The 23,512-nt window shown below is 51.3% G+C and carries 15 protein-coding genes; 10 read left to right on the top strand and 5 right to left on the bottom strand.

What is annotated here, in order from left to right:
* Nucleotides 1-25: 25 nt before the first annotated feature.
* On the bottom strand, nt 26-238 hold the full coding sequence (locus tag ACO0LL_RS03635; protein ID WP_422949526.1) for a hypothetical protein: 213 nt from the start codon (nt 236-238) through the stop codon (nt 26-28).
* A 166-nt stretch (nt 239-404) separates the two neighbouring features.
* On the opposite strand from ACO0LL_RS03635, the gene ACO0LL_RS03630 reads away from it, so the two are divergent.
* Nucleotides 405-3,260, top strand: a complete 2,856-nt coding sequence (locus ACO0LL_RS03630) for a ribonucleoside-diphosphate reductase subunit alpha (protein ID WP_422949684.1) — start codon at nt 405-407, stop codon at nt 3,258-3,260.
* Nucleotides 3,261-3,351: 91 nt separating this feature from the next.
* Nucleotides 3,352-4,521, top strand: a complete 1,170-nt coding sequence (locus tag ACO0LL_RS03625; RefSeq protein ID WP_422949525.1) for a ribonucleotide-diphosphate reductase subunit beta — start codon at nt 3,352-3,354, stop codon at nt 4,519-4,521.
* Nucleotides 4,522-5,054: 533 nt separating this feature from the next.
* Here ACO0LL_RS03625 and ACO0LL_RS03620 read toward each other — a convergent pair.
* Entirely contained in the window at nt 5,055-5,855 is an 801-nt protein-coding gene (locus tag ACO0LL_RS03620) for a hypothetical protein (protein ID WP_422949524.1), read from the bottom strand.
* A 273-nt stretch (nt 5,856-6,128) separates the two neighbouring features.
* Here ACO0LL_RS03620 and ACO0LL_RS03615 point away from each other — a divergent pair, with 273 nt between their 5' ends.
* Nucleotides 6,129-6,653 (top strand): YggT family protein, encoded by a 525-nt coding sequence (locus tag ACO0LL_RS03615; RefSeq protein WP_422949523.1) that lies wholly within the window; start codon nt 6,129-6,131, stop codon nt 6,651-6,653.
* A 158-nt stretch (nt 6,654-6,811) separates the two neighbouring features.
* Here the strand turns inward: ACO0LL_RS03615 and ACO0LL_RS03610 are convergent, their stop codons facing one another.
* Nucleotides 6,812-7,822: a LacI family DNA-binding transcriptional regulator gene (locus ACO0LL_RS03610; protein WP_422949522.1), complete on the bottom strand. Its 1,011-nt coding sequence runs from the start codon at nt 7,820-7,822 to the stop codon at nt 6,812-6,814.
* Nucleotides 7,823-7,946: 124 nt separating this feature from the next.
* Here ACO0LL_RS03610 and ACO0LL_RS03605 point away from each other — a divergent pair, with 124 nt between their 5' ends.
* A complete protein-coding gene (locus ACO0LL_RS03605; protein WP_422949521.1) occupies nt 7,947-9,224 on the top strand; it encodes an amidohydrolase family protein in 1,278 nt (425 codons plus the stop codon).
* 211 nt (nt 9,225-9,435) lie between these two features.
* Here ACO0LL_RS03605 and hemL read toward each other — a convergent pair whose 3' ends face one another.
* Complete coding sequence (gene hemL / locus ACO0LL_RS03600; RefSeq protein ID WP_422949520.1) at nt 9,436-10,716, bottom strand: glutamate-1-semialdehyde 2,1-aminomutase; 1,281 nt, start codon at nt 10,714-10,716, stop codon at nt 9,436-9,438.
* 122 nt (nt 10,717-10,838) lie between these two features.
* Nucleotides 10,839-11,678: a bifunctional hydroxymethylpyrimidine kinase/phosphomethylpyrimidine kinase gene (gene thiD, locus ACO0LL_RS03595; protein ID WP_422949519.1), complete on the bottom strand. Its 840-nt coding sequence runs from the start codon at nt 11,676-11,678 to the stop codon at nt 10,839-10,841.
* Nucleotides 11,679-11,846: 168 nt separating this feature from the next.
* Between thiD and ACO0LL_RS03590 the strand changes: the two genes are divergently transcribed.
* From ACO0LL_RS03590 to ACO0LL_RS03565, 6 genes are all read left to right on the top strand, one after another.
* Nucleotides 11,847-11,999, top strand: coding sequence for a rubredoxin (locus tag ACO0LL_RS03590; protein ID WP_110255217.1), 153 nt, complete (start codon nt 11,847-11,849; stop codon nt 11,997-11,999).
* A gap of 116 nt (nt 12,000-12,115) precedes the next feature.
* Nucleotides 12,116-12,508 carry a response regulator gene (locus tag ACO0LL_RS03585; RefSeq protein WP_110255216.1) on the top strand — a complete coding sequence of 131 codons (393 nt, stop codon included), beginning with the start codon at nt 12,116-12,118 and terminating at the stop codon, nt 12,506-12,508.
* 39 nt (nt 12,509-12,547) lie between these two features.
* The gene (locus ACO0LL_RS03580; RefSeq protein WP_162039914.1) at nt 12,548-12,913 is read left to right on the top strand and encodes a response regulator transcription factor; all 366 of its coding nucleotides are present in this window, start codon (nt 12,548-12,550) and stop codon (nt 12,911-12,913) included.
* Nucleotides 12,914-12,978: 65 nt separating this feature from the next.
* Nucleotides 12,979-13,563: a chemotaxis protein CheW gene (locus ACO0LL_RS03575; protein WP_422949518.1), complete on the top strand. Its 585-nt coding sequence runs from the start codon at nt 12,979-12,981 to the stop codon at nt 13,561-13,563.
* Nucleotides 13,564-13,621: 58 nt separating this feature from the next.
* Nucleotides 13,622-15,958 (top strand): methyl-accepting chemotaxis protein, encoded by a 2,337-nt coding sequence (locus tag ACO0LL_RS03570; RefSeq protein ID WP_422949517.1) that lies wholly within the window; start codon nt 13,622-13,624, stop codon nt 15,956-15,958.
* A 261-nt stretch (nt 15,959-16,219) separates the two neighbouring features.
* Nucleotides 16,220-23,152: an Hpt domain-containing protein gene (locus ACO0LL_RS03565; RefSeq protein ID WP_422949516.1), complete on the top strand. Its 6,933-nt coding sequence runs from the start codon at nt 16,220-16,222 to the stop codon at nt 23,150-23,152.
* Nucleotides 23,153-23,512 lie beyond the last annotated feature (360 nt).

The following is a 23,512-nucleotide window of genomic DNA, read 5'->3' as shown; positions in this document are numbered from 1 at the left end:
TTTACAGAAAAAATAATTCAATTAATTAAATAAAAAGCGGTTGCATATCGCCTGAGGCGGCACTAGAATTAGGGCAAATAAAAATTAGCGCACTAGATGTAGTGGTTTTCAGGATTTGTTTGTTTTCTTGCCTTGCTTCAATTTCCCTCATGTTTTGCAATTGAATTTGTGTCTGATGTAAACAAAATAAACCGGATTTGGCGAATTTCGCCGCATCCGGCTGTATGCCTTGCTGCACCTTACTTGCTTAACCGCCTAGTCGCTTCACTGTTTAACCCCATGTCCGGCAAAGTCGTCGCACTTCAACTTTGCTGGCAAAAAATAACACCGCATCCGGAGGATCAATGCACTCTTCTATTGAAACATCTACTACGTCCAAGCCAGAACTTGGGTCGGTTTTGAATATGGCAGCAACACCTGCCACTAACAATCACAGCAGTTACAGCGAATATCGCATCATTCGCCGTAATGGTTCTGTGGTTGGTTTCGAACCATCCAAAATCGCCATCGCCATGACCAAGGCGTTTCTGGCTGTGAATGGTGGGCATGGTGCAGAATCTGCCCGGGTACGTGAACTGGTAGAACAACTGACCGCCAGCGTAGTCGCAGCCTTGCTGCGCCGCCAGCCTGCCGGTGGTACTTTTCATATAGAAGATGTGCAAGACCAGGTTGAACTGGCGCTGATGCGTTCAGGCGAGCATGACGTTGCCCGCTCTTATGTGTTGTATCGCGCCAAGCGCATGGAAGAACGCCGTCGCGTCAATGATGCGCCTGGCCATGTCGAAGCTGCCGTGCCGCAATTGCACGTCATCGTTGATGGTCAGTCCCGTCCGCTGGATGTCGCAGAAGTGCGCAAGATGATTGCTGCTGCCTGCCTGGGCCTCGACAAGCTGGCTGACCCGGATGCGATTTTGGCCGAAACTTTGAAAAACCTGTACGACGGCGTACCGGTAGAAGAGTTGTACAAATCCGCCATCCTGGCTGCCCGCGCGCTGATGGAAAAAGAACCGGCTTACAGCCAGGTCACGGCACGCTTGCTCTTGCATACAGTCCGTAAAGAAGTGTTTGGTAAAGAAGTGGCGCAACAGGATGCCGCAGCAGAATACCTTGATTATTTCCCTAGATTTATCAAGAAGGGCATAGAAGCCGATTTGCTCGATGCCAAACTGGGTCAGTTCGATTTGAAGAAACTGGCAAATGCCCTGGTTGCTGACCGCGATCTGCAATTTGGTTATATTGGTCTGCAAACTTTGTATGACCGCTACTTCCTGCACGTACGCGGTACCCGTATAGAAATGCCTCAGGCTTTTTACATGCGTGTAGCGATGGGCTTGTCCCTGAATGAAATCGACCGCGAAACCCGCGCCATAGAATTTTACAATCTGCTGTCCAGCTTTGACTTCATGAGCTCGACACCGACCTTGTTCAATTCTGGTACACAACGCTCACAACTGTCTTCCTGCTACCTGACCACAGTTGCCGATGACCTCGATGGTATCTACGAAGCCATCAAGGAAAACGCTCTGCTGGCAAAATACGCCGGTGGCCTGGGTAATGACTGGACACCAGTACGCTCACTCGGCGCGCATATTAAAGGCACCAATGGCAAATCCCAGGGTGTCGTGCCTTTCCTCAAAGTTGTCAATGACACGGCAGTCGCTGTTAACCAGGGTGGTAAACGCAAAGGCGCGGTGTGCGCCTACCTGGAAACCTGGCACATGGACATCGAAGAATTCCTCGACCTGCGTAAAAACACCGGTGATGACCGCCGCCGTACGCATGACATGAATACCTCGAACTGGATTCCTGACCTGTTCATGAAGCGCGTCATGGAAAAAGGCGATTGGACTTTGTTCTCCCCATCCGATGTGCCTGACCTGCATGATAAATTTGGTAAGGCTTTTGAGACGGCTTATGTCGCTTATGAAGCAAAAGCAGCCAAGGGCGAACTGACTCTGTCCAAAAAAATACCGGCGCTGGACTTGTGGCGCAAGATGTTGTCCATGCTGTTTGAAACTGGTCATCCATGGATCACTTTCAAAGATCCTTGCAATATCCGTTCGCCACAACAGCACGTAGGCGTGGTCCACAGCTCCAATTTGTGTACAGAAATCACCCTGAACACCAATGACAGTGAGATCGCGGTATGTAATCTGGGTTCGGTCAACATGCCTGCCCACATGAAAGACGGCAAGCTGGATCACATTAAATTACAAAAAACTGTGCGTACAGCGATGCGTATGCTGGATAACGTCATCGACATCAACTACTATGCAGTGAAGAAGGCGCGCGATTCCAATCTGCGTCACCGTCCTGTCGGTATGGGCATCATGGGTTTCCAGGATTGCCTGCACATGATGCGCATCCCTTATGCATCGATGGATGCCGTACAGTTCGCTGATACTTCCATGGAAGCCGTCTGCTATTACGCTTATTGGGCATCGACAGAACTGGCTGAAGAACGCGGCCGTTACAGTTCTTACCCTGGCTCTTTGTGGGACCGTGGCATCCTGCCGCAAGATTCCCTGAAGATGCTGGCCGAAGAACGCGGCGGTTATCTGGAAGCCGACTTCTCGGAAACCATGGACTGGTACCCACTGCGTGACCGCATCAAGAAATTTGGCATGCGCAATTCGAATTGCGTGGCGATTGCGCCGACTGCAACAATTTCTAACATTATTGGTGTGGCCGCTTGTATAGAACCGACTTACCAGAACCTGTATGTGAAGTCGAATCTGTCCGGTGAATTTACCGAGATCAATGAACACCTGGTGCGCGATCTGAAAGAGCGCGGCATGTGGGACGAAGTCATGATCTCTGACCTGAAATACTTTGACGGCAGCCTGGCCCGTATCGACCGCATCCCGGAAGATCTGCGTGCCCTGTATGCAACAGCATTTGAAATCAGCCCATCCTGGCTGGTTGAGGCAGCTGCGCGTCGTCAAAAATGGATAGATCAGGCGCAGTCCCTGAACATCTATATGGCAGGCGCATCCGGCAAGAAACTGGACGAGACTTACAAGCTGGCCTGGTTGCGTGGTTTGAAAACTACTTACTACCTGCGTACCATAGGTGCAACGCACACTGAAAAATCCACCAGCAAAACCGGTGCATTGAATGCGGTAGGTGTCGATGGTAATGGTGGTACTTATGGCGCAGCACCTGCCGGCATCAGCGCAGCTGCTCAGGAAACTGATGGCCCGGCCTGCATGTTGCGTCCTGGTGATGCCGGTTTCGAAGAATGCGAAGCCTGCCAATAAGTGTCGAAAAGTAAGTGTCAAAAAACTGCGGGAAGAAGCGCTGCTTCTTCCCTCTGAAGAATAAGCTGTTACAAAAGTAAGGAAATAAATAATGTTATCTTGGGATGATGAAGTCAAGCCGGCAGCTCCGGCACCACGTCAGGTCACTGGCCAGGATTTGCAGCCTCGCCTGCAGACTCAGGATGTTGCCCTCAATCCTGCGCTGGTCAGCAAGCCAGTGCCGGTCGCCGCAGAAGATGTGGCCCGCCGCGTGAACGCTGCCGACAAGCGCATCATCAACGGTACTACCGACGTCAATCAACTGGTTCCCTTCAAATACAAATGGGCGTGGGATAAATATCTGGCAGGTTGCGCCAATCACTGGATGCCACAAGAGATCAATATGCAACGTGATATTGAACTCTGGAAAGACCCAAATGGTCTGACAGAAGATGAGCGCCGTTTAGTAAAACGTAATCTTGGTTTCTTTGTGACCGCCGATTCTCTGGCTGCCAACAATATAGTACTCGGCACCTACCGCCATATCACGGCACCAGAATGCCGCCAGTACTTGTTGCGCCAGGCATTTGAAGAAGCTATCCATACACACGCTTATCAATACATCGTTGAATCGCTGGGTCTGGACGAAGCAGAAATCTTCAATGCCTACAATGAAGTTGATTCTATCCGCGACAAAGATCAGTTCCTGATTCCTTTCATTGACGTGTTGACCGATCCTGCATTCAAGACTGGCACGACTGAGGCAGATCAGACTTTGCTGAAGTCCCTGATCGTATTTGCCTGCCTGATGGAAGGCCTGTTTTTCTATGTCGGCTTCACACAAATTCTGGCGCTTGGCCGTCAAAATAAAATGATGGGCGCGGCTGAACAATATCAATACATCTTGCGTGATGAATCGATGCATTGCAATTTCGGGATCGATTTAATCAATACAATTAAGATGGAAAATCCACATTTGTGGACGCCAGCATTTCGCGATGAAATTAAATCGTTGTTTTTGCGTGCTGTGGAGTTGGAATATCGTTACGCAGAGGATACAATGCCGCGTGGAGTGCTCGGTTTGAATGCGCCTATGTTTAAAGGTTATTTACGCTTCATCGCAAATCGCCGCGCACAACAAATCGGTCTTGAAACGCTGTTCCCTCAGGAAGAAAATCCTTTCCCTTGGATGAGTGAAATGATAGACCTGAAAAAAGAGCGCAACTTTTTTGAGACACGTGTAATTGAGTATCAAACTGGCGGAGCCCTCAACTGGGAATAAGCGCTGACAACAGCGAACGCCAAAATCCGGATCAGGGATTTCTGATCAAGTAGTGCGAGCAGGTTGATTGAAGTTTTGAATGTGATGTTGAATTTGGGTATGCATGACCCCAGATAGAAAAGGCAGCCACAAGAATTCATCAAATCAGGAAACGCCGCAAGCTGTCAGTATCCCCCGGGATTGCTCATGATTTGCACAAGATGTAAAACGCGAGAGGCCTCACCAAACTGAATGGACAGTCATAGACAACATTGTTTTGAACTGTTAGTGCCGCAATACCTGGCTACACTGGGTATTGTGGCTATTGGTTTTTGTATTTCGCAAAAGAATACCGGCGTCTGCAATTAATGCAGGCGTTTTTGGGTTTGCCGCCAGGCGAGGAGCCGGCATTAAGCAGCATTAAGCAAACCAGGATGGCTGAAGCGCCCCATCAATAGAGGGGATGGAGCAGTTCGGCCGGTGCAGAATTCATTAGCGCAAACAGCGATCATGTTTGTGCCGATGAATAATCCGCTTGAATGGATCGAGCGGATTTAATTTTTATCTGATTTTTTCCATCTCAATCGAAGGAGAAACAAAATGGCAACAGCACCACAACCGTCCCCGGACGAACCAGCAGCAGCAAAGAAGCCTGCTGCAAAAAAAGCCGCAGCTAAAACAGCAAAACCAGCTGCAAAAAAAGTAGCCGCCAAGCCAGCAGCTAAAGCTGCAGCAAAACCGGCAGCCAAGGCCGCAGCTAAACCAGCAGCAGCTAAAAAAGCAGCAGCCAAACCAGCAGCTAAAGCTACTAAAGCAGCAGCTAAGCCAGCAGCTAAAGCGACTAAGGCAGCAGCCAAGCCAGCAGCTAAAGCGACTAAGGCAGCAGCCAAGCCAGCAGCTAAAGCGACTAAGGCAGCAGCCAAGCCAGCAGCTAAAGCGACTAAGGCAGCAGCCAAGCCAGCAGCTAAAGCTACTAAAGCAGCAGCTAAGCCAGCAGCTAAAGCTACTAAGGCAGCGGCTAAACCAGCAGCGAAAAAAGCAGCAGCTAAGCCAGCAGCAAAAGCCACTAAGCCAGCAGCTAAAGCAACTAAGGCAGCGGCTAAACCAGCAGCGAAAAAAGCAGCAGCTAAGCCAGCAGCAAAAGCCACTAAGCCAGCAGCTAAAGCAACTAAGGCAGCGGCTAAACCAGCAGCGAAAAAAGCAGCAGCTAAGCCAGCAGCAAAAGCGACTAAGGCAGCAGCTAAGCCAGCAGCTAAAGCGACTAAGGCAGCAGCCAAGCCAGCAGCTAAAGCTACCAAGGCAGCAGCTAAGCCAGCCAAGGCAGCGGCTAAACCAGCAGCAAAAGCTGCTGCCAAGCCAGCCAAAGCAGCTAAGCCAGCAGCAGCTAAACCAGCAGCAGCGAAGCCAGCAGCAAAAAAAGCGGCGGCTAAGCCAGCCGCTAAAAAGGCCGCTCCAGCAAAACCAGCGACACCTGATGCAAAAACAGTTGTAAGTCCAAATGCAGCATGGCCTTTCCCAACTGGTAATCGCCCAGCATAATCTTTGATATGCTTGGTGGCCTGGTTTTATTCAGGCACAATACCCACTGTCTGATTCGTCATGCAGTGGGTTTTTTTTAAGGGTGTGCCGTGTTACTGAATAATTTAATTTATGTCATCAAAGCCGTCACGGGGGTATTTGCCGGCTTTTTGTTACTGCGTTTCTGGATGCAGGCACAACGCATACGGCCGCCAGCATCAATGGCGCAAGCCATTTTTAAATTGACTGACTGGCTGGTACATCCTATCCGCCGTGTTATTCCCGGTTTTGCTGGCTATGACTGGGCGACACTGATAGGTGCCTTGCTGGTTGCCCTGGCGACAGCGGGTTTTATCGTCTGGCTGGTGCTACCTGTATTCATGGTTGAGCAGGTTTTCATCATGGCAGGCATCATGATGGCGCAATGGATCATTTACGAGATCATGGCCTTGCTGCTGCTGGAGGTATTGTTTAGCTGGGTCAACCCAAGCGCGCCTTTCGCGCCTTTTGTACGGGCTTTGAACGAGCCCTTTCTGAAGCCAGTGAGGAAACTCATCCCCGCCATCGGCGGCCTGGATTTTTCCCCGATGATTATTTTGATCTTGTTGCAGGTCTTGATTAACTCTATCTCTTAAGCCTGGAAAAATAAATTCCAAGGATGAAGTTCTAAAAAACAGCTGCCAGTAACCAAGTTCCAAAAACCTGGTTTCTGAACCTTGATTTCAGGCACCTTATTTAGACGCCTGATTTCAGACACTTATTTAGATACTTATTGGGATACTTATTTAGATACTCATTCAGCGCTGGATACGTTGGCAGTTGATTGCCGTATCACCAGTTGCGACTTCAGCATTTCCCGCCTCAACGGCGCCTCAGGATCAACAATGCGGTTGACCAGTATCTGTGCCGTCAGATTACCTATGGCCTGTTTGGGCTGGGCTATCGTCGTCAATGGCGGGGTGCTGAACGAGGCCAGGGCAATATCATCGTAACCGATGACGGACAAGGCTTCCGGTATCTTGATGCCAGCCTCATTGGCTGCCCTGATGCCACCTATCGCCATCAAGTCATTACTCGCAAAAATTGCTGTGGGCCGCTGTGGCAGCGCCAGCAATTGCTGGAAAGCGTTAAAGCCACCTTGGCTGGTAAAGTCTGCATGTAGCAAATATGCGCTATTGAATTCCAGCCCTGCTTCTTGCAAGGCACGGCGGTAACCAGTGACGCGGTCACCACTGGGTAGCAAGATGTCAGGTCCGGCAACGCAGGCAATACGCTTGTGACCAAGTCCTATCAGATAACGGGTTGCTTCATAGCCACCCTGTTCATGGTCAGCTTCGATAAAGTCAGCTACCACGCCCGACACTTCGCGATCTACCAGCACCTTGGGTATGCCTTCGTCGGCCAGCAATTGCGTCAGCTCTTCATCTGAACCGGAGGACACCAGGATCAGACCATCAATGCGTTTTTCCATCAGCACGCGGATATAGGCCGCCTGCTTCTTTGGATCATCGTAGGAGTTGCACAGGATAATGTTATAGCCCAGCTTGAATGAAGCGTCTTCTATCCCCTGTATGATTTCGGCAAAATAGGGATTTGAATTATTCGGTATCATCATACCCAGAGTGTGGGTGCGGTCGTTCTTGAGGCTGCGGGCAACCGCGCTGGGGATATAGCGCAATTCCTGTATCACGGCCAGCACACGTTCACGTGCATCTTCACTGACGACACGGGTATTATTGATGACGTGAGAAACCGTGGTCGTTGAAACCCGGGCTTTCTCTGCGACTTGCTTCATTGTTGCCATAAGATTCCTGCCTTTCTGTGCCAAGATTATGACGCAGGATGAGGCTCGTGGCGCATATTTTCTGTAATAACTATGTACTAATCTATTTGCTAATCGATGTACTAATAATAGAGAGAGATTTCTGATGAACGATCTTGTCATACGCAATGCCAGTTTGCCAGATGGTCGCAAGGGTATCGATATCGCTATCCAGGGTGGCCGCATCATCGCGATTGATGTGGCTTTGCCTGTCAGCGCGGCTGAAGAAATCAACGCCAATGGCAATCTGGTGACACCGCCATTCGTCGATGCGCACTTCCACATGGACGCGGTGCTCAGCTACGGTTTGCCACGGGTTAACCAGTCCGGCACTCTACTCGAAGGTATAGCCTTGTGGGGTGAATTGAAGCCCATGCTGACACAAGAAGCGCTGGTCGAGCGGGCCATGCGTTATTGCGACTGGGCGGTGGGGCGGGGTTTGCTGGCAGTGCGTTCGCATGTTGATATCTGCGATGACCGTTTGCTGGCAGTCGAAGCCTTGCTGGAAGTGAAACGTCGCGTTGCCCCTTATCTGGATTTGCAACTGGTGGCCTTTCCGCAAGACGGTATCTTGCGTAGCGCCACCGCCATGGATAATCTCAAGCGTTCCATCGCCATGGGTGTCGATGTGGTCGGTGGCATCCCACATTTTGAACGCACCATGGCTGACGGTGCAGAGTCGGTACGGCTGCTGTGTGAATTCGCCGCCGACAAAGGCCTGCGGGTTGATATGCACTGCGATGAATCGGATGATCCCTTGTCGCGTCATATAGAAACCCTGGCTTATCACACCCACAGGCTGGGCATGCAGGGCAGGGTGGCCGGTTCTCATCTGACCTCCATGCATTCGATGGACAATTACTATGTCAGTAAATTATTACCATTGATACGCGAAGCCGGCGTGGCTGCCATCGCCAATCCCCTGATTAATATCACCTTGCAAGGTCGCCACGATACTTATCCCAAGCGCCGTGGCATGACCCGCGTGCCCGAGATGCTGGCTGCAGGCATAGAAGTCGCCTTCGGCCACGACTGCGTGATGGACCCCTGGTATAGCCTGGGTTCTGGCGATATGCTCGAAGTCGCGCAAATGGGTCTGCATGTGGCGCAGATGACAGGGCAGGATGCGATGCGTCAGTGCTTCCAGGCAGTGACGGCCGCACCTGCACGCATATTGGGCCTGGAAGGATATGGTCTGGAAGTCGGCTGCAATGCCGATCTGGTAATACTCGATGCCAGCGACCCGGTAGAAGCAATACGCTTGCGCGCCACCCGCACCCATGTGCTGCGCCGCGGCAAAGTTATCAGCCAGACGCCGGTGCCGCATGCGAATTTGAATTTGCCAGGACGGCCAGGACAGATAGATTTTAGGTCAAAAAATTGAAAGGCTGTTGCGCAATCAATATAGGCAAGCACTGATATCACAGATCACATTGAAGCAAAATGCGGGTAGGGTGCGCCGTGCGCACCGTCTTTCTTGTCGGACTTCACGCACAGAAACGTATGCGTAGGCCAAAAAAATGGTGCGCATGGCGCACCCTACCAAGCGAGACTTGCGTTAGCAAGCCTCCTTATAGTTGCAGATGATCCCGGGATCAGAGTTGTGCAAAAGCCTTTTCAGCCGCAGCAATCGTATCGGCAATGACAGCATCATCATGTTGCGCAGAAACGAAGCCAGCCTCAAATGCGGATGGTGCCAGATAGACGCCCTGGTCCAGCATCAGGTGGAAGAAGCGGTTGAATCTTTCCTTGTTGCTGGCCATCATGGCGGCATAAGAACCCGGTACTTCATTGGCAAAATACAGGCCAAACATGCCACCGACGGCATCTGCGCAAAAGGTGACGCCAGCAGCCTTGGCAGCAACACTCAGGCCATCCACCAGCTTGCGGGTTTGCGCTGTCAGGTTTTCATAAAAGCCTGCCTGCTGGATAATTTTCAGGGTAGTCATGCCCGCCGCCACTGCAACCGGGTTGCCTGACAAAGTGCCAGCCTGATAGACGCCGCCCAAAGGTGCCATGTGACCCATCAACTCAGCACGGCCACCAAAGGCAGCGACCGGCAAACCACCACCGATGACCTTGCCCAGGCAAGTCAGGTCAGCCTGCACACCATACAATGCCTGCGCACCATGCAGACCTACACGGAAGCCGCACATCACTTCATCTAAAATCAAAACGCTGCCGTGTGCAGTACACAGCTTGCGCATGGTCTCGATGAATTCTTGCGTGGCGCGTATCAGGTTCATGTTGCCAGCAACTGGTTCAACGATCACGCAGGCGATCTGCTCACCGATGGATTTAAATACTTCTTCCAGTTGTTCGCAATTATTATAGTCAAGCACCAGCGTGTGTTTGCTGAAGTCTTCCGGCACGCCGGCAGAAGTCGGGTTGCCAAATGTCAGCAAGCCACTGCCAGCCTTTACCAATAAGGAATCAGCATGGCCGTGGTAGCAGCCTTCAAATTTGATGATCTTGTCGCGCTTGGTGGCGCCGCGTGCCAGGCGCAAGGCACTCATGGTGGCTTCGGTGCCGCTCGATACCAGGCGTACTTGTTCTATGCTGGGCACGAGTTTGCAGATTTCTTCTGCCATCTCGATTTCGCCTTCAGTCGGCGCACCAAAGCTCAGGCCGCGGGCAGCAGCTTCCTGTACTGCGCTGATGACTTCAGGATGGGCGTGGCCAACGATGGCCGGGCCCCATGAACCTATGTAGTCGATATAGCGTTTGTCTTCTGCATCCCAAAAATAAGGGCCGGTTGCGCGGGTGATGAAACGCGGCGTACCACCGACGGAACGAAAAGCACGTACGGGGGAATTCACGCCACCAGGCGTGGTCTTTTGGGCGCGGGCAAACAGGATGTCGTTTTTATCGGTCATGATGGAGCTTCAATAAGTAATGATGCAAAGAGGATGTCTGTAAATAAAGACGTATATAGATGTATATATTAGTGGGTGCAGTATTGGCTGATGAATATTGGTCGATGATCACCAGCTGAAGATCAGCTGTTTTCCCTGGCCCAGAAATAACGGTCTGGTATCAACCTGCCCATGCCCAGTCTTTGCGCGTGACTCAGGGCAGCATGGGTAAATTCCTGGGCTTCCAGTACGGCCTCGGGTATTTCCAGTCCATTCGCCAGCAGGGCGGCAATCGCGGCAGACAAGGTAGAACCTGCGCCTGCATGCGAGCCCGGCAAGCGCTGCCAGGTGTCACGCCTGACGACACCGGATTCATTATATAAAGTGTTAACCACCTCACCAGTTTCACCCGCTGTGCCCGTGACTAATATATACTCGCAGCCGGATTCGATCAGCGTCATGGTGTCGGCTGCCAGGTCTTCGGTTTCTGCCTCAGTGTCGGCCTCGGCCTCGGTGTTTTCTTTCCAGGTTTCTGCCAGGCGCGATAACTCCACGGCAGAGATCATCAGCAGGCTGGCTTGTGGAATTAATAATTCACGGATTGCCAATACCAGGTCTTCTGCTTCCGGCCCTTGTTCTGTCAGGGCAGCATTGAAGGGGTCGAGTACCAGCGGCAGTTCAGGATAGTCAGAAACGATCTCGGCGATGACAGTGACATTCTCGACGCTGCCTGCCTGACCGACTTTAAAAGCCAGTACGGGCATGTCTTCGAGCACGGTACGTGCCTGTTCATCGACTAAATCTCCATCAAGTGGATGTAAATCATCGATTTGCGACGTATCACCAGTTAAAATGGCGGTGATGACTGGCAGTCCATGACAGCCCATGGCTGCAAACGATGCTAAATCAGCATGGATACCGGTGGCGGCAACAGGATCTGAGGCGCCAAAGCTAAGTATTAGTGGAGAAATTTGGTTTTGCACGTTGGGTAGATTAATATAGCTGACTTCGTGAGGACTTATTTACTCGCGCAAATGCCATTAGTAACACATTGCAAACAGAATATTTGCAGCAGTTTCAATATTTTACTTGATTGAAGGGTTTTAGTCGTGACTGATACGGTAACGGAAAAGGTAGTTTTCAAGGCGTGGATGTGCTTGATTTGCGGTTGGGTATATGATGAAGAGCAAGGTTCACCTGAAGACGGAATTCCGGCTGGCACCAAATGGGAAGATGTACCCATGAACTGGACCTGTCCTGAGTGCGGCGCACGTAAAGAAGACTTCGAAATGGTGGCAATCTGATCGATTTGTCGATTTTGATGTTGCTTAATATGTTTATTCAAGGAAAAAAAGCGCAAATGTGCGATTTTTTGTTACAGTGATATGTAACCTTAATACTGCCGGGAAGAGATGATTTTATGTCAACGTTGACAGGCAACGAGAACTTGAAAATCATGGTGATTGACGATAGCAGCACCATACGCCGTTCGGCCGAGATTTTCCTTGGTCAGGCCGGATACAAAATAGTGTTGGCAGAAGATGGTTTTGATGCACTCGCCAAGATTAACGATTCTCATCCAGACCTGATTTTTTGCGATATCCTCATGCCCAGGCTGGATGGATATCAAACTTGCGCTTTGATTAAAAAAAGCGCGAAATTCCGGGATACACCGGTAATCATGTTGTCTTCTAAGGACGGTTTATTTGACCGTGCCCGTGGCGCAATGGTCGGCTCTGATGAGTATCTGACCAAGCCTTTTACAAAGGACAGTCTGCTGAAAACGGTAAAGAATTACACTTCAGCGACATAGATTTATATAGTTAAGTTAGTTAATGTGAGGTAAAACAAGATGGCCATTCAAAAAATTCTGGTAGTAGACGATTCTCCAACAGAACGCTATTTCCTGACCGATGTATTGGTGAAAAATGGTTTTTCAGTATCAACAGCTGAAAACGGCGAAGAAGCCCTGACAAAAATCAAGGCTGACAAACCACAGCTGATCTTGATGGACGTGGTCATGCCTGGGCAAAATGGTTTCCAGATTACCCGTGCGATCGCCAAGGATCCTGATACGCAAGATGTTCCCGTGATTATTTGCACCAGCAAAAATCAGGAAACTGACCGTATCTGGGGCTTGCGTCAAGGTGCCCGTGATTACCTGGTGAAGCCTATCGACCCGGCAGAATTGCTGGCGAAAATTTCAGCCCTCGGTTAATCCGCATAGACAAGTATTAAAGTATTAATTCTTGCATCAACAATAAGATATCTTCGGATTGCCTCATGAATCAGACTGTGCGTGAAACTGCTGCAGCAAATCTGGACGTTGTCAAACCTGAAAAGGGCGTGCGACGTACCCGTTTGCGTGAATTTCAGGCGCAGCTGGTTGAACGCATGCAAGCTGCCCAGCGTGGCGGCTATACGAAACTCAGCCAGCTGGGCATTATGATAGGACAGCGACGTTATCTCCTGGATTTGCGAGAATCCGGAGAGATCGTCACTGCGGGTACCCTGACACGGGTGCCTTTGACACGCGACTGGTATATAGGGCTATCCAATATCCGTGGTAATTTGACTGGCGTCGTCGATTTGCCGCGTTTCCAGGGCATGGATAATACCAAGCTTGATACCCAGTGCCGGATTGTTGCTTTTGCTCCCGGCATGGCATTCAACAGCGGTTTGCTGGTATCCCAGGTTCTGGGTTTGCGTACGGTTTCAGAAATGGAAGAAATCCCTTTTGAAGACAATCAGTTTGAAAGCAAAGCCTGGTTGAGGAAAAAGTACAGGGATAAGGATGGCAACATCTGGTTTGAGCTTAGTCTGGCCACATTGGTACAAGACCAGGATTTTTTGCAAATAGGTATTTAAGTCGGTATGTGCACTGTAGCAATACCGACAGCTTTTCAATCGTTTAGGAGACTTAGTAATGGCATTTAATCTACCGTTCTTGTCCAAAGATAAAGAAAATCCGGAAATTGACGGAGCAGAAGTTGCGGCAAGGTCGTTCGGGAATGCTGATTCGATTGAAGTTGAAGAAGCAAGCAACGTCAAAATGCTGACTCCAGAGCAGGAGGCAGCTGCTGCCACGCCTGCGGTGGCAGAAACCGCTACTAAAGTAGAGTCGTATGGCGACGCCACCTTTATCGGTGACCCTCTGGAAAAAGGCAGCGGCATGCGCCTGCCTATTATTGGCGGCATGTCAGTTCGTCGTCAAACCAACTTCTTGCTCTACACCATGGGATTCTTCCTGTTGGTGGGTGGTATCTCGGTATATCTGAACTCTGAGCAATCAACGCTGCTGTCCACACAGGCGCAGGTCGCCGGTGAGGCGCTGATGCACTCGCAGCGTATTGGTAAAGCGGCACCGAATGCGATTCAGGGTAACGTTGAGGCGTTTAAACAGCTCAAAGACAGCCGTGGTGAATTGAATGCCGATCTGAGTGTTCTGCTGAGTGGTGGTCCATACCAGGGCCGTTCAGTCAAACGCGCTGACTCGTCGCTGGAACCTGTCGTCAAAGAAGCGCAAAAAGCCTGGAACAACTCCAACAAGGCTGCGGAAACGATCTTGAACCGTCAAAAAGAATTGACGGGTTTCGGTCAGACTCTGCAAAAAATGAATGCCCTGTCCCCAATCCTGCTGGAATTGACGGAGCAAATCTCTACCCTGAAAGTACAGGGCGGCGGTTCAGCGCGTGAAATTAATGCTGCCGGTCAGCTGGTCATGTTGACCCAGCGTCTGGGTCGTAGTGCGAATGAATTCCTGACTTCTGAGGGTGTTAATCCTGAAACGGCGTTCTTGCTGGGTAAGGATACCAATACTTTCCGCGATCTGGTCGATGGTTTCCTGAAGGGCAGTGATGTATTGCGCCTGACAGCGACCAAGGATGCTGATACACGCGACAAACTCACTGAACTGCAAAAAACCTTCTCTGAATACCAGGTATGGGTTTCCAGCATTCTGGGCAATCTGCAAAACTTTATCGCTGCAAAACAATCTGAACAGCTGGTGTTTAACGAGAACGAAGATCTCAAAAACAAACTGTCCAAATTGCAGAAAACTTACACGGCTGAGCAGGATGGTACCAGTATCTACTTCTATGCCATGCTGGGCTCTGCCTTCTTCGCGTTGCTGGCTGCGGTAGGCGTGGGTTTCGTTCAGTTGCAGGAAAGCCGTAACCGCGCTAAAGAAGCGAATGATCGTCGTCTTGAAGCTGCGGCACAAATGATGCAAGCGCAGAAACAGGAAGAAGAAGCGAAAGCCGCGAACGATCAGAATCAGGCTGCGATTTTGCGACTGATGAACGAATTGCAAGAGGTTGCGGATGGTGACTTGACTGTGCAAGCGACGGTTTCTGAAGATATCACGGGCGCGATTGCCGACTCGGTTAACTACACGGTGGAAGAATTGCGCGGTCTGGTAGGTCGTGTTACGGCAACAGCTGAACAGGTTACTTCAGCATCAACACAGGCGCAGAATATTTCCAGCGATTTGTTGACAGCGTCTGAACAACAGTCGCGCGAGATTTCTGATGCCGGTCAGGTGGTTCTGACGATGGCGGCTGAGATTACTGACGTTTCCCGCTCTGCGAATGAATCAGCGCTGGTTGCGCGTCAGTCGGTTGCTGCGGCGGAGCAAGGTGCCCATGCGGTGGAAAACGCCATCAAGGGTATGAACGAGATTCGCGAACAAATCCAGGAAACTTCCAAGCGTATTAAACGTCTGGGTGAATCTTCACAAGAGATTGGTGAGATCACTGAACTGATTTCCGACATTACCGAACAAACCAACGTACTGGCGCTGAATGCGGCGATTCAGGCAGCGTCTGCGGGTGAAGCGGGTCGAGGCTTCTCGGTGGTTGCGGAAGAGGTTCAGCGTCTGGCGGAACGTTCAGCTGAAGCGACCAAGCAGATTGGTGCGCTGGTTCGTACGATTCAAACGGATACCCATGACGCGGTTGCTGCGATGGAAAAATCCACTCAGGGTGTGGTTGAGGGAGCAAAACTGTCAGATGCGGCCGGTACGGCGCTGTCTGAAATCCGTAGCGTTTCGAACCGTCTCGCGGAACTGATTCAAGGTATCTCGCTGGCGACGGAACAACAAGCTACCTCAGCTAACGGCGTTGCACAAAATATTCAACACATTTTGACCATCACCGAGCAAACGCAGCATGGTACGCAGCAAACTGCGGTTTCCATTAAAGAATTGTCCATGCTTGCGGAAGAACTCAAGAACTCTGTGTCACGGTTCCGGGTTGCTGCCTGATTTTCACGCCCCGGTTGTGAGAGTGGACCTTAAAAGTGAAAAACGAAGTGTCTGCCAAGTGCGCGCCGACCAGGGTGGCGTTGCACATACTCGCGGTAGCCAGGCTATCGCTGAGTATGCTTGGAAGTCTGGCCTGACCCTGGTTCGCCGGGCACATGTCCTTCACTCGAGTTTTCACTGTTACAGTCCACTAGCTGCAACCCTATCATATTTGCACGGCAATGGACTGCGGTCCATTGCCCTTGAGTTTGCGGAGTACGCATGACATCCGATTTTTCAAAATCGCCAGATCTTCCACAGGAGCAGTTCGACATCGGGCCGCTATCCTGGGTGATGGGAGAAGTGCGGGAAGCAATCACGAATGCTGGCAAGATGCTGACGGAAGCACTTGGCCAGGACACTGAAACCCGCCCTACCTCTTTATTGCATGCAAAAAGCTATCTGCACCAGGCCCATGGTGCCTTGCAGATCGTTGATATCGATGGTGTATCCATCGTTACAGAAACCATAGAAGAATTACTCGAACGCCTGCAAGGCGGCCAGCTTGAGATGACTCAGGCAAATGTGGAAGTCATCGTCGATGCCTTCCATGCGGTCTTGCGCTATCTGGAAGATTTGTTGTCTGGTTCACTGCACCAGCCAGTCCGCCTGTTCCCGTACTACCGCGCCCTGCTCGAACTCAAGGGTGCCGAGAGAATACATCCGGCTGACTTGTTTTTCCCATCCCTGTCCGCCAAAGAACAGATACCTGAACTGGCTGTCAGCAGCAAGGCTGTGGCGATCAGTTATACCGGCTTGCGCCAGCGTTTTGAAAAGCTCTTGCTGACAGTATTGACCAGCAAGGACAAAGAACAGCAACGCGCTGCAACGCAATCCATGCATGACATGATTGCGGAAATCGAAAATGGTCAGACCAACTCACAAGCCAAGGCTTTCTGGGTCGTCATGCGTGCTTTTGTTGAAGCCGTAGGTCATGGTGCTATCGACAACCAGCAATATGTCAAACAGATATTTGGCCGCATTAATCTGCAAATCCGTCGCCTGGTAGAAGGTGTCAGCACCATCCCTGAGCGCCTGTTGCGCGACGCCCTGTTTTTCCTGGCCCAGGTTGAAAACCCTTCTCCTTTTGTCACCCGGGTACGCAAGGCTTACCAGCTTGATGACAAAGTGCCTGTCGATTACGACAAAAAGAATTATGGTCAGATCACGGCAGGTGCACTGACAGCGGCAAAAGAACAATTGTCCGCAGTCAAAAACCTCTGGGGCAGGATAGCCAACGGCGAAACTGGCCTGGCAGAAAAATTCTCCCAAAAAATGACCGACCTCGCCGATACCGGCGCAGGTCTGAATGCGCCAGCACTGGCAAAACTCTTGCGTGAACTGAACGGCATTGCCCGCAGTGTCGCGCATTCGCCAGATGGCAGCAAGCTTGGCATAGAGTTGGCTACCAGCCTGCTGTTTGTTGAACATGCACTGGATCACGTCACACGCCTGCCAGCCAATTTTGCTGAACGCGCTGAAGAAATCACGACCCGTTTGCTGTCCGTAGTTTCTGGTGAAACCCCACAAACCCAGGCCAGCTGGATGGGTGAAATTTCCCGCGAAGCGCAACAACGTCAGACCATGGGTGTGCTGGTTGCTGAAATGCAGTCCAGTCTGCGTCATATAGAAAAAGTGCTGGATGAGTATTTCCGCAATCCTGCTGACAAAGAAACGCTGAAACCTATCGACGGCAATCTGCACCAGATCGGTGGCGCTCTGGCCATGCTTGATCAGGATGACGCCATGGCCGCAGTTGAGCATACACGTCAGATGATCAGCAGCTTCAAAGAAGAAGATGCGATTGATCCGGTTGCGCAGGCTGCCTCTCATGAAAATGTGGCGCAAAACATAGGTGCATTGTCTTTCTTCATCGAGACCTTGCATTCTCAGCCTGATACCGCGAAAAAGAAATTCAGTTTCGACAAAGAAGCTGGCCTGTTCCGTTCCAATTTACTGGAAGCCCAAGCAAGCAAAGAATTGTTGCCTAGCGCAGACATTCATTTGCCTGGCGATGAAGCTCATGGCCAGGAACCTAAAGTCGCCATCTTGCAAACAGCCGAGCAGGAACTGGCTCAGCAGCAACAAGAATCTGCCCGTCTGGCAGCATCTCTGGCCGCTGCGCCAGAAGACGCAGGTCTCCAGGCACAACTGAAAAGTTCGCTGGAGTCCGAGCGTTCCGTGGCGATCTTGCTGGACGATACTGCGGCTTCGGAACGTGCGAAGTCTGCCATTGCCCTGCTGGCCGCAACCGATGCGACAAGTGGCTCTGGTGCCTTCCAGGAAATAGTGACGACACCGCCAGTTGAAACCACCGTCGCTGCCGCACCGGCGCAGGATATTCCTGAAGGTGATGATGCGATTGATGCTGAATTGCTGGAAATCTTCCTTATGGAAGCCGATGAGGTGCTGGAGTATGTCCAGACTACCTTGCCGCTGTCGAGAAAAGATACCAACAACCAGGAATACCTGACCAGCTTGCGCCGTTCCTTCCATACCCTCAAAGGCAGTGGCCGCATGGTTGGCCTGATGGTATTTGGCGAAGCAGCGTGGAGCATAGAGCAGGTCATGAATCTGTGGCTGTCTGACTCACGTAGTGGCGATGATAACCTGTATGCTCTGCTGGACCGCACTGCGCGTGAAATGGTTGAGTGGGTAAGCGAGCTGAAACAAAACGGTGTCTCTGCACGCACTGGCAAAGCTATCATCGCTGCAGCTGAACGTGTCAAGGCAGGCGAGGATTATCAGGATATTCCTGAAGTGGTCGCCGCACCGGCTGTTGAGCCAGAACCAGTCGTTGCTACTCCAGTTGTTGAAGAAATTCAGGCTGCTGTCCTGCCTGAAGTTACCGAAATTGCCGAAGCTGCCGAAGTTGTCGAGGTCGCAGAAACTGAATTAGTGGCAGCACCGGCCGTGGAAGAAGTGACCGCTGCGCCAGCAACCCAGCCTTCAACTTTCGAGCTTGATGCATTTGAATTCACACCGGTAGAACTGGTCGATGCTGAACCGACTGCGGCAGAAGTGTCATCGGTGCCTTCAGTACCAGAGCTAGTACCAGAGATCAATGTAGCAACTGAGCATGTTGAGCATCCAGCCGTTGTCGAGATTAATGCGACAGAGATTCCAGCATTTGCCAGCTTGCCTGAGTTGACGCTCGATACTCCTGCGCAAGCTGCGGAAGCCGGTTTGCCAGAAGATATACTGTCTCTTGATCGTGCACTGGAAGTGGCAGTCGCGGCAGAAGATATGCCGGTTCCTGATGTTGAAGAACTGGTGGCTGAATTGCCACTGGAAGCTGTGCCGGAAGAAATTCTGGTAGCCGAAGTAGCAGAACCGGCTGCGGAACATGTAGTTGAGCACGTGTCAGCGCACGCAACCGAGCAGTTAACGCCAGCAGAAGACACTCATCTCGAATTGTTGTCTGAAACTGTGGCAGATGTGCCTTCACTGGAATTGTCAGAAGTCATAGCAATAGCGGCGAGCGACTTGCCAGTTGCAGCTACACCTGTGCCAGAACCAGAAGTCCTGGAGCTGGCAGATTCCGTCACTGCATCTGCTGAGAGCCTGTTGCCTGAACTGAGCATTGCCAGCGATGAGCCTGAAGCAGAAGCCATCAAAGAACCTGAAGTTGCCCCTGTCGCCCAGGTCGCTGAAATTGCTACGGCAAAAATCATCGACTTCCCTGATCTGTCTGTACCCGCGCCTAGTGTGGACGACAATATCAAGCGCATTGGCGATATAGAAATCAGCCTGCCTTTGTATTCCATCTACATGGCAGAGACAGATGAAATCGTCCGTTTCCTGGTGCAAGACTTTGCTGAATGGAGACATGAGCCGCACCGTCATGTTTCTACACATGCGATCCATGCCAGCCATTCTCTGGCAGGCAGCTCCGCAACTGTCGGCCTCAAACCTTTGCAAGAACTGGCGCATAGCCTGGAGTTTGTCTTGCAAAGACTGGAGCGTCATCCTGTCGTATTGCTGGAATCAGAATACGACGTGCTGGACCGTTCGCTGGACTCTGCCAAACGCATGCTGCAAAAGTTTGCCTTGTCAGAAATGGCAGCATCCGCACCAGAAGAAATACGTCAGCTTGAACATTTGTTGCAAGTCGTCATTGAGCGTTCCAACGCCGGTGCAGATGAAGAATTCATCACTTCCACCAATGAAAAACTCGATCCGATATCCCTGTCAGAAGAGTTGTCATCGGTAGATCTGGCTGCTACAGAATTGTTGACGGCAGAGGTGCCTGATACGCTTGATGCGCTCGATGCGCCTGAAGAAATTACCGCAGACATACCAGTCGTTACCGAAACACTGGCTGAGCCAGAGTTCAATCTGGATCAAGCAGAAGTACTGGAAGCCTTGCCTGTTCTTGATGAAGAATTGCCAGAGGAATTGACTGCAGAAGAGCTGGCTGTTGAAACTCCGCTGGAAGCAGAAATTGTCATCGCCGCGGCCTTGCCAGAGCCAGAAGCACCGGCAGAAACTATTACTGACCGCATCGGTTCCATCATGCTTGACGCCATGGATGATATCCATCCGGTGGAAACGCATGCGGAGCTTGCTCCTGTCGTTGAACCTGCACCTGTAGCAGTGCCTGAGCCTGTTGCCGAGCCAGAAGTAGTCGAAGCAGTGGCCATCCCGGCAGTGTCAGTAGCACCGTCAAGCTTTACGCCGGCTGTTCAGGCTGCGCCTGAATATGTTGCTCCAGCCAGTGACGGCACTGTACAGATCCGTGATGATCTGGATATGGATTTGTTGCCAGTCTTCATAGAAGAAGGTAATGACTTGCTGCCTATGGTTGGTCAGTTGCTGCGCACCTGGCAAGAAAAACCAGACGACATGGCAGCACCACAAGCCATCGCCCGTATCATGCATACCATCAAAGGTAGTGCACGTATGGCCGGTGCCATGGGCCTGGGTCAGCACATCCATGACATGGAATCACGCATCGAAACACTGATGCATGGTGGTAGTGCAGTGCGTGTCTCCCTGCTGGATGATTTGCTGGCACGTCACGACCACAGCATGCATATGTTCGACCGTCTGTTGCATCCGGAGGCACATGCAACACCGGTACAAGCTGATGCACCTCTGACTGCTGCTCAGGAACTGGATCAGTTCCAGGAGCAAATGGCCGCGACCAATACCGATGCGCCGGTTGTCATCAATGAACTGGTCAACCTGACGCCTGTCGTGCCGCTCATGACCCGTGCCATACCGGCCAGGGCAGCAGCCGCACCAGTAGCGGTAGCCGCGAATACGCCAGCGACGCTGGTGCGCGTACGTGCAGATATTCTTGACCGCCTGGTCAACCAGGCTGGTGAAGTTTCCATCTCGCGTTCACGTCTGGAAAATGAAGTCAGCACCTTGCGCTCGTCCCTCAGCGAGTTGACAGAGAACGTCAACCGTCTGCGTGACCAGTTGCGTGAAGTTGAAATCCAGGCAGAAACCCAGATCACTTCACGTATGGCACTCTCGGGAGACCGTGAATTTGATCCGCTCGAGTTTGACCGCTTCACCCGCCTGCAAGAACTGACACGCATGATGGCCGAAAGCGTGAGCGACGTGGCCACCGTACAAACCAACTTGACGCGTACTATCGACGGCGCAACCAATGACTTGCTGGTACAAGCGCGTTTGACACGTGACTTGCAACAGGATTTGATGCGCGTGCGTATGATTCCTTTCGCCAGCATTTCCGAGCGTCTGTATCGCGTGACACGCCAGACTTCTAAAGAAGTCGATAAACGCGTCAACCTGGATATCCGCGGTGCAACGGTAGAGATGGATAGGGGCGTTCTGGAAAAAATGGCCGGTCCTTTCGAACACTTGCTGCGTAATGCGATTGTCCACGGTATTGAAAGCCGTGAAAACAGGCGTAACCATGGCAAAGAAGAAACCGGTGAATTGCTGATCGAGATTCGTCAGGAAGGTAATGAAGTTGTGATCCGCTTCAGCGATGATGGTCAGGGTCTGAACCTGACCCGCATCCGCGAAAAAGCGCTGTCCGTCGGCTTGATTTCCAATGAAGATAATCCTGGCGAGCTGGAAACAGCCAACATGATTTTCGAACCCGGCTTCTCGACTGCGACTGAAATCACTGAACTTGCTGGTCGTGGCGTCGGTATGGACGTGGTCCGCTCCGAAGCTGCATCCTTGGGTGGCCGTGTTGAAGTAACTACCAATGAAGGCAAGGGTGCTGAATTCACTATTCGCCTGCCTTTGACACTGGCAGTGACGCAGGTAGTATTGCTGAGTTCTGGGGGCCGTACCTTCGCCGTACCTTCTGTTCTGGTCGAGCAAGTACAGCAACTGAAATCGAATGCCCTGGCCAATGCCTACAACGAAGGCGCAGTCATGTGGCAAGGTCAGCGTGTGACCTTGTACTATCTGTCCTCCATGCTGGGCCAGGACGATGCCACACCGATGACACAACAATACAGCCCGCTGCTGATCATGAAGAGCGGTGGCGAGCGTGTTGCGATTCACGTCGATGACGTTCTGGGTAACCGCGAGGTGGTTGTTAAAAACATCGGCCCGCAACTGGCACGTATGACAGGTATCGCCGGCGCGACTGTACTCGGTTCTGGTGAAATCGTTCTGATCCTGAACCCTGTGCCGCTGGCACAGCGTATGGAACATGAACATGCTCGTCTGCAGCAACTGGGTGCAGAAGCTACACCTGAAATGGGTGCAGTCGCCAACCTGCATGCAGCAACGGAAGTGGCTGAAACCAAAGCACAGCCAGTACAGGGCTTGCGTACCCAGCATACCGTCATGGTCGTTGATGATTCCTTGACCGTACGCCGCGTGACCCAGCGTTTGCTGACACGTGAGGGTTATCAGGTCATCCTGGCAAAAGACGGTATTGATGCGCTGGAGCAGTTGCAGTCAGTGACACCAGACGTCATGCTGGTTGATATCGAAATGCCACGCATGGACGGTTTCGATCTGACCCGTAACGTCCGCAGTGATTCACGTACCAGCCATATTCCTATCATCATGATTACTTCGCGTACTGCGGATAAGCATCGTAACTATGCGAAAGAACTCGGTGTTAATGAGTACTTTGGTAAGCCGTATCGTGAGGATGATTTGTTGGGGGCGATTATGGGCTTCCTGGGTAAAGATGCGGCGGTGATAGTGTAATTAGGCTGCAGATTTAACGTAGTCAAAAAAGCAGAGAGTGATCTCTGCTTTTTTGTTTTGTTTTTAGCTTTTATGTGACTGCTAATACATATCGATTGAATCACCGTAAACTAAATATCGTCATTCCTGCGCAGGCAGGAATCCAGCGGCGTTCGTAGCAAACTATTACTTGAATTAATTTCGAATTGCTATTTGTTGTGGGCATCTATTTTTTGAATACCAGCACATGTTATTTAAGATCGCCAGCCGGTGGTAGACCGGCGGCTACTTACCTTTTTGCTTCGCCAAAAAGGTAAGCCAAAAAGGCGACCCAGGCGTAGCCGCCCCTGCGGGGTTCCCATTTGTGCAGTACAAAAAATG

The sequence above is a fragment of the Undibacterium sp. TC4M20W genome (assembly GCF_049340245.1).
GTDB lineage: Bacteria > Pseudomonadota > Gammaproteobacteria > Burkholderiales > Burkholderiaceae_D > Undibacterium.
This window is presented reverse-complemented; position numbering and strand designations above follow the sequence as displayed.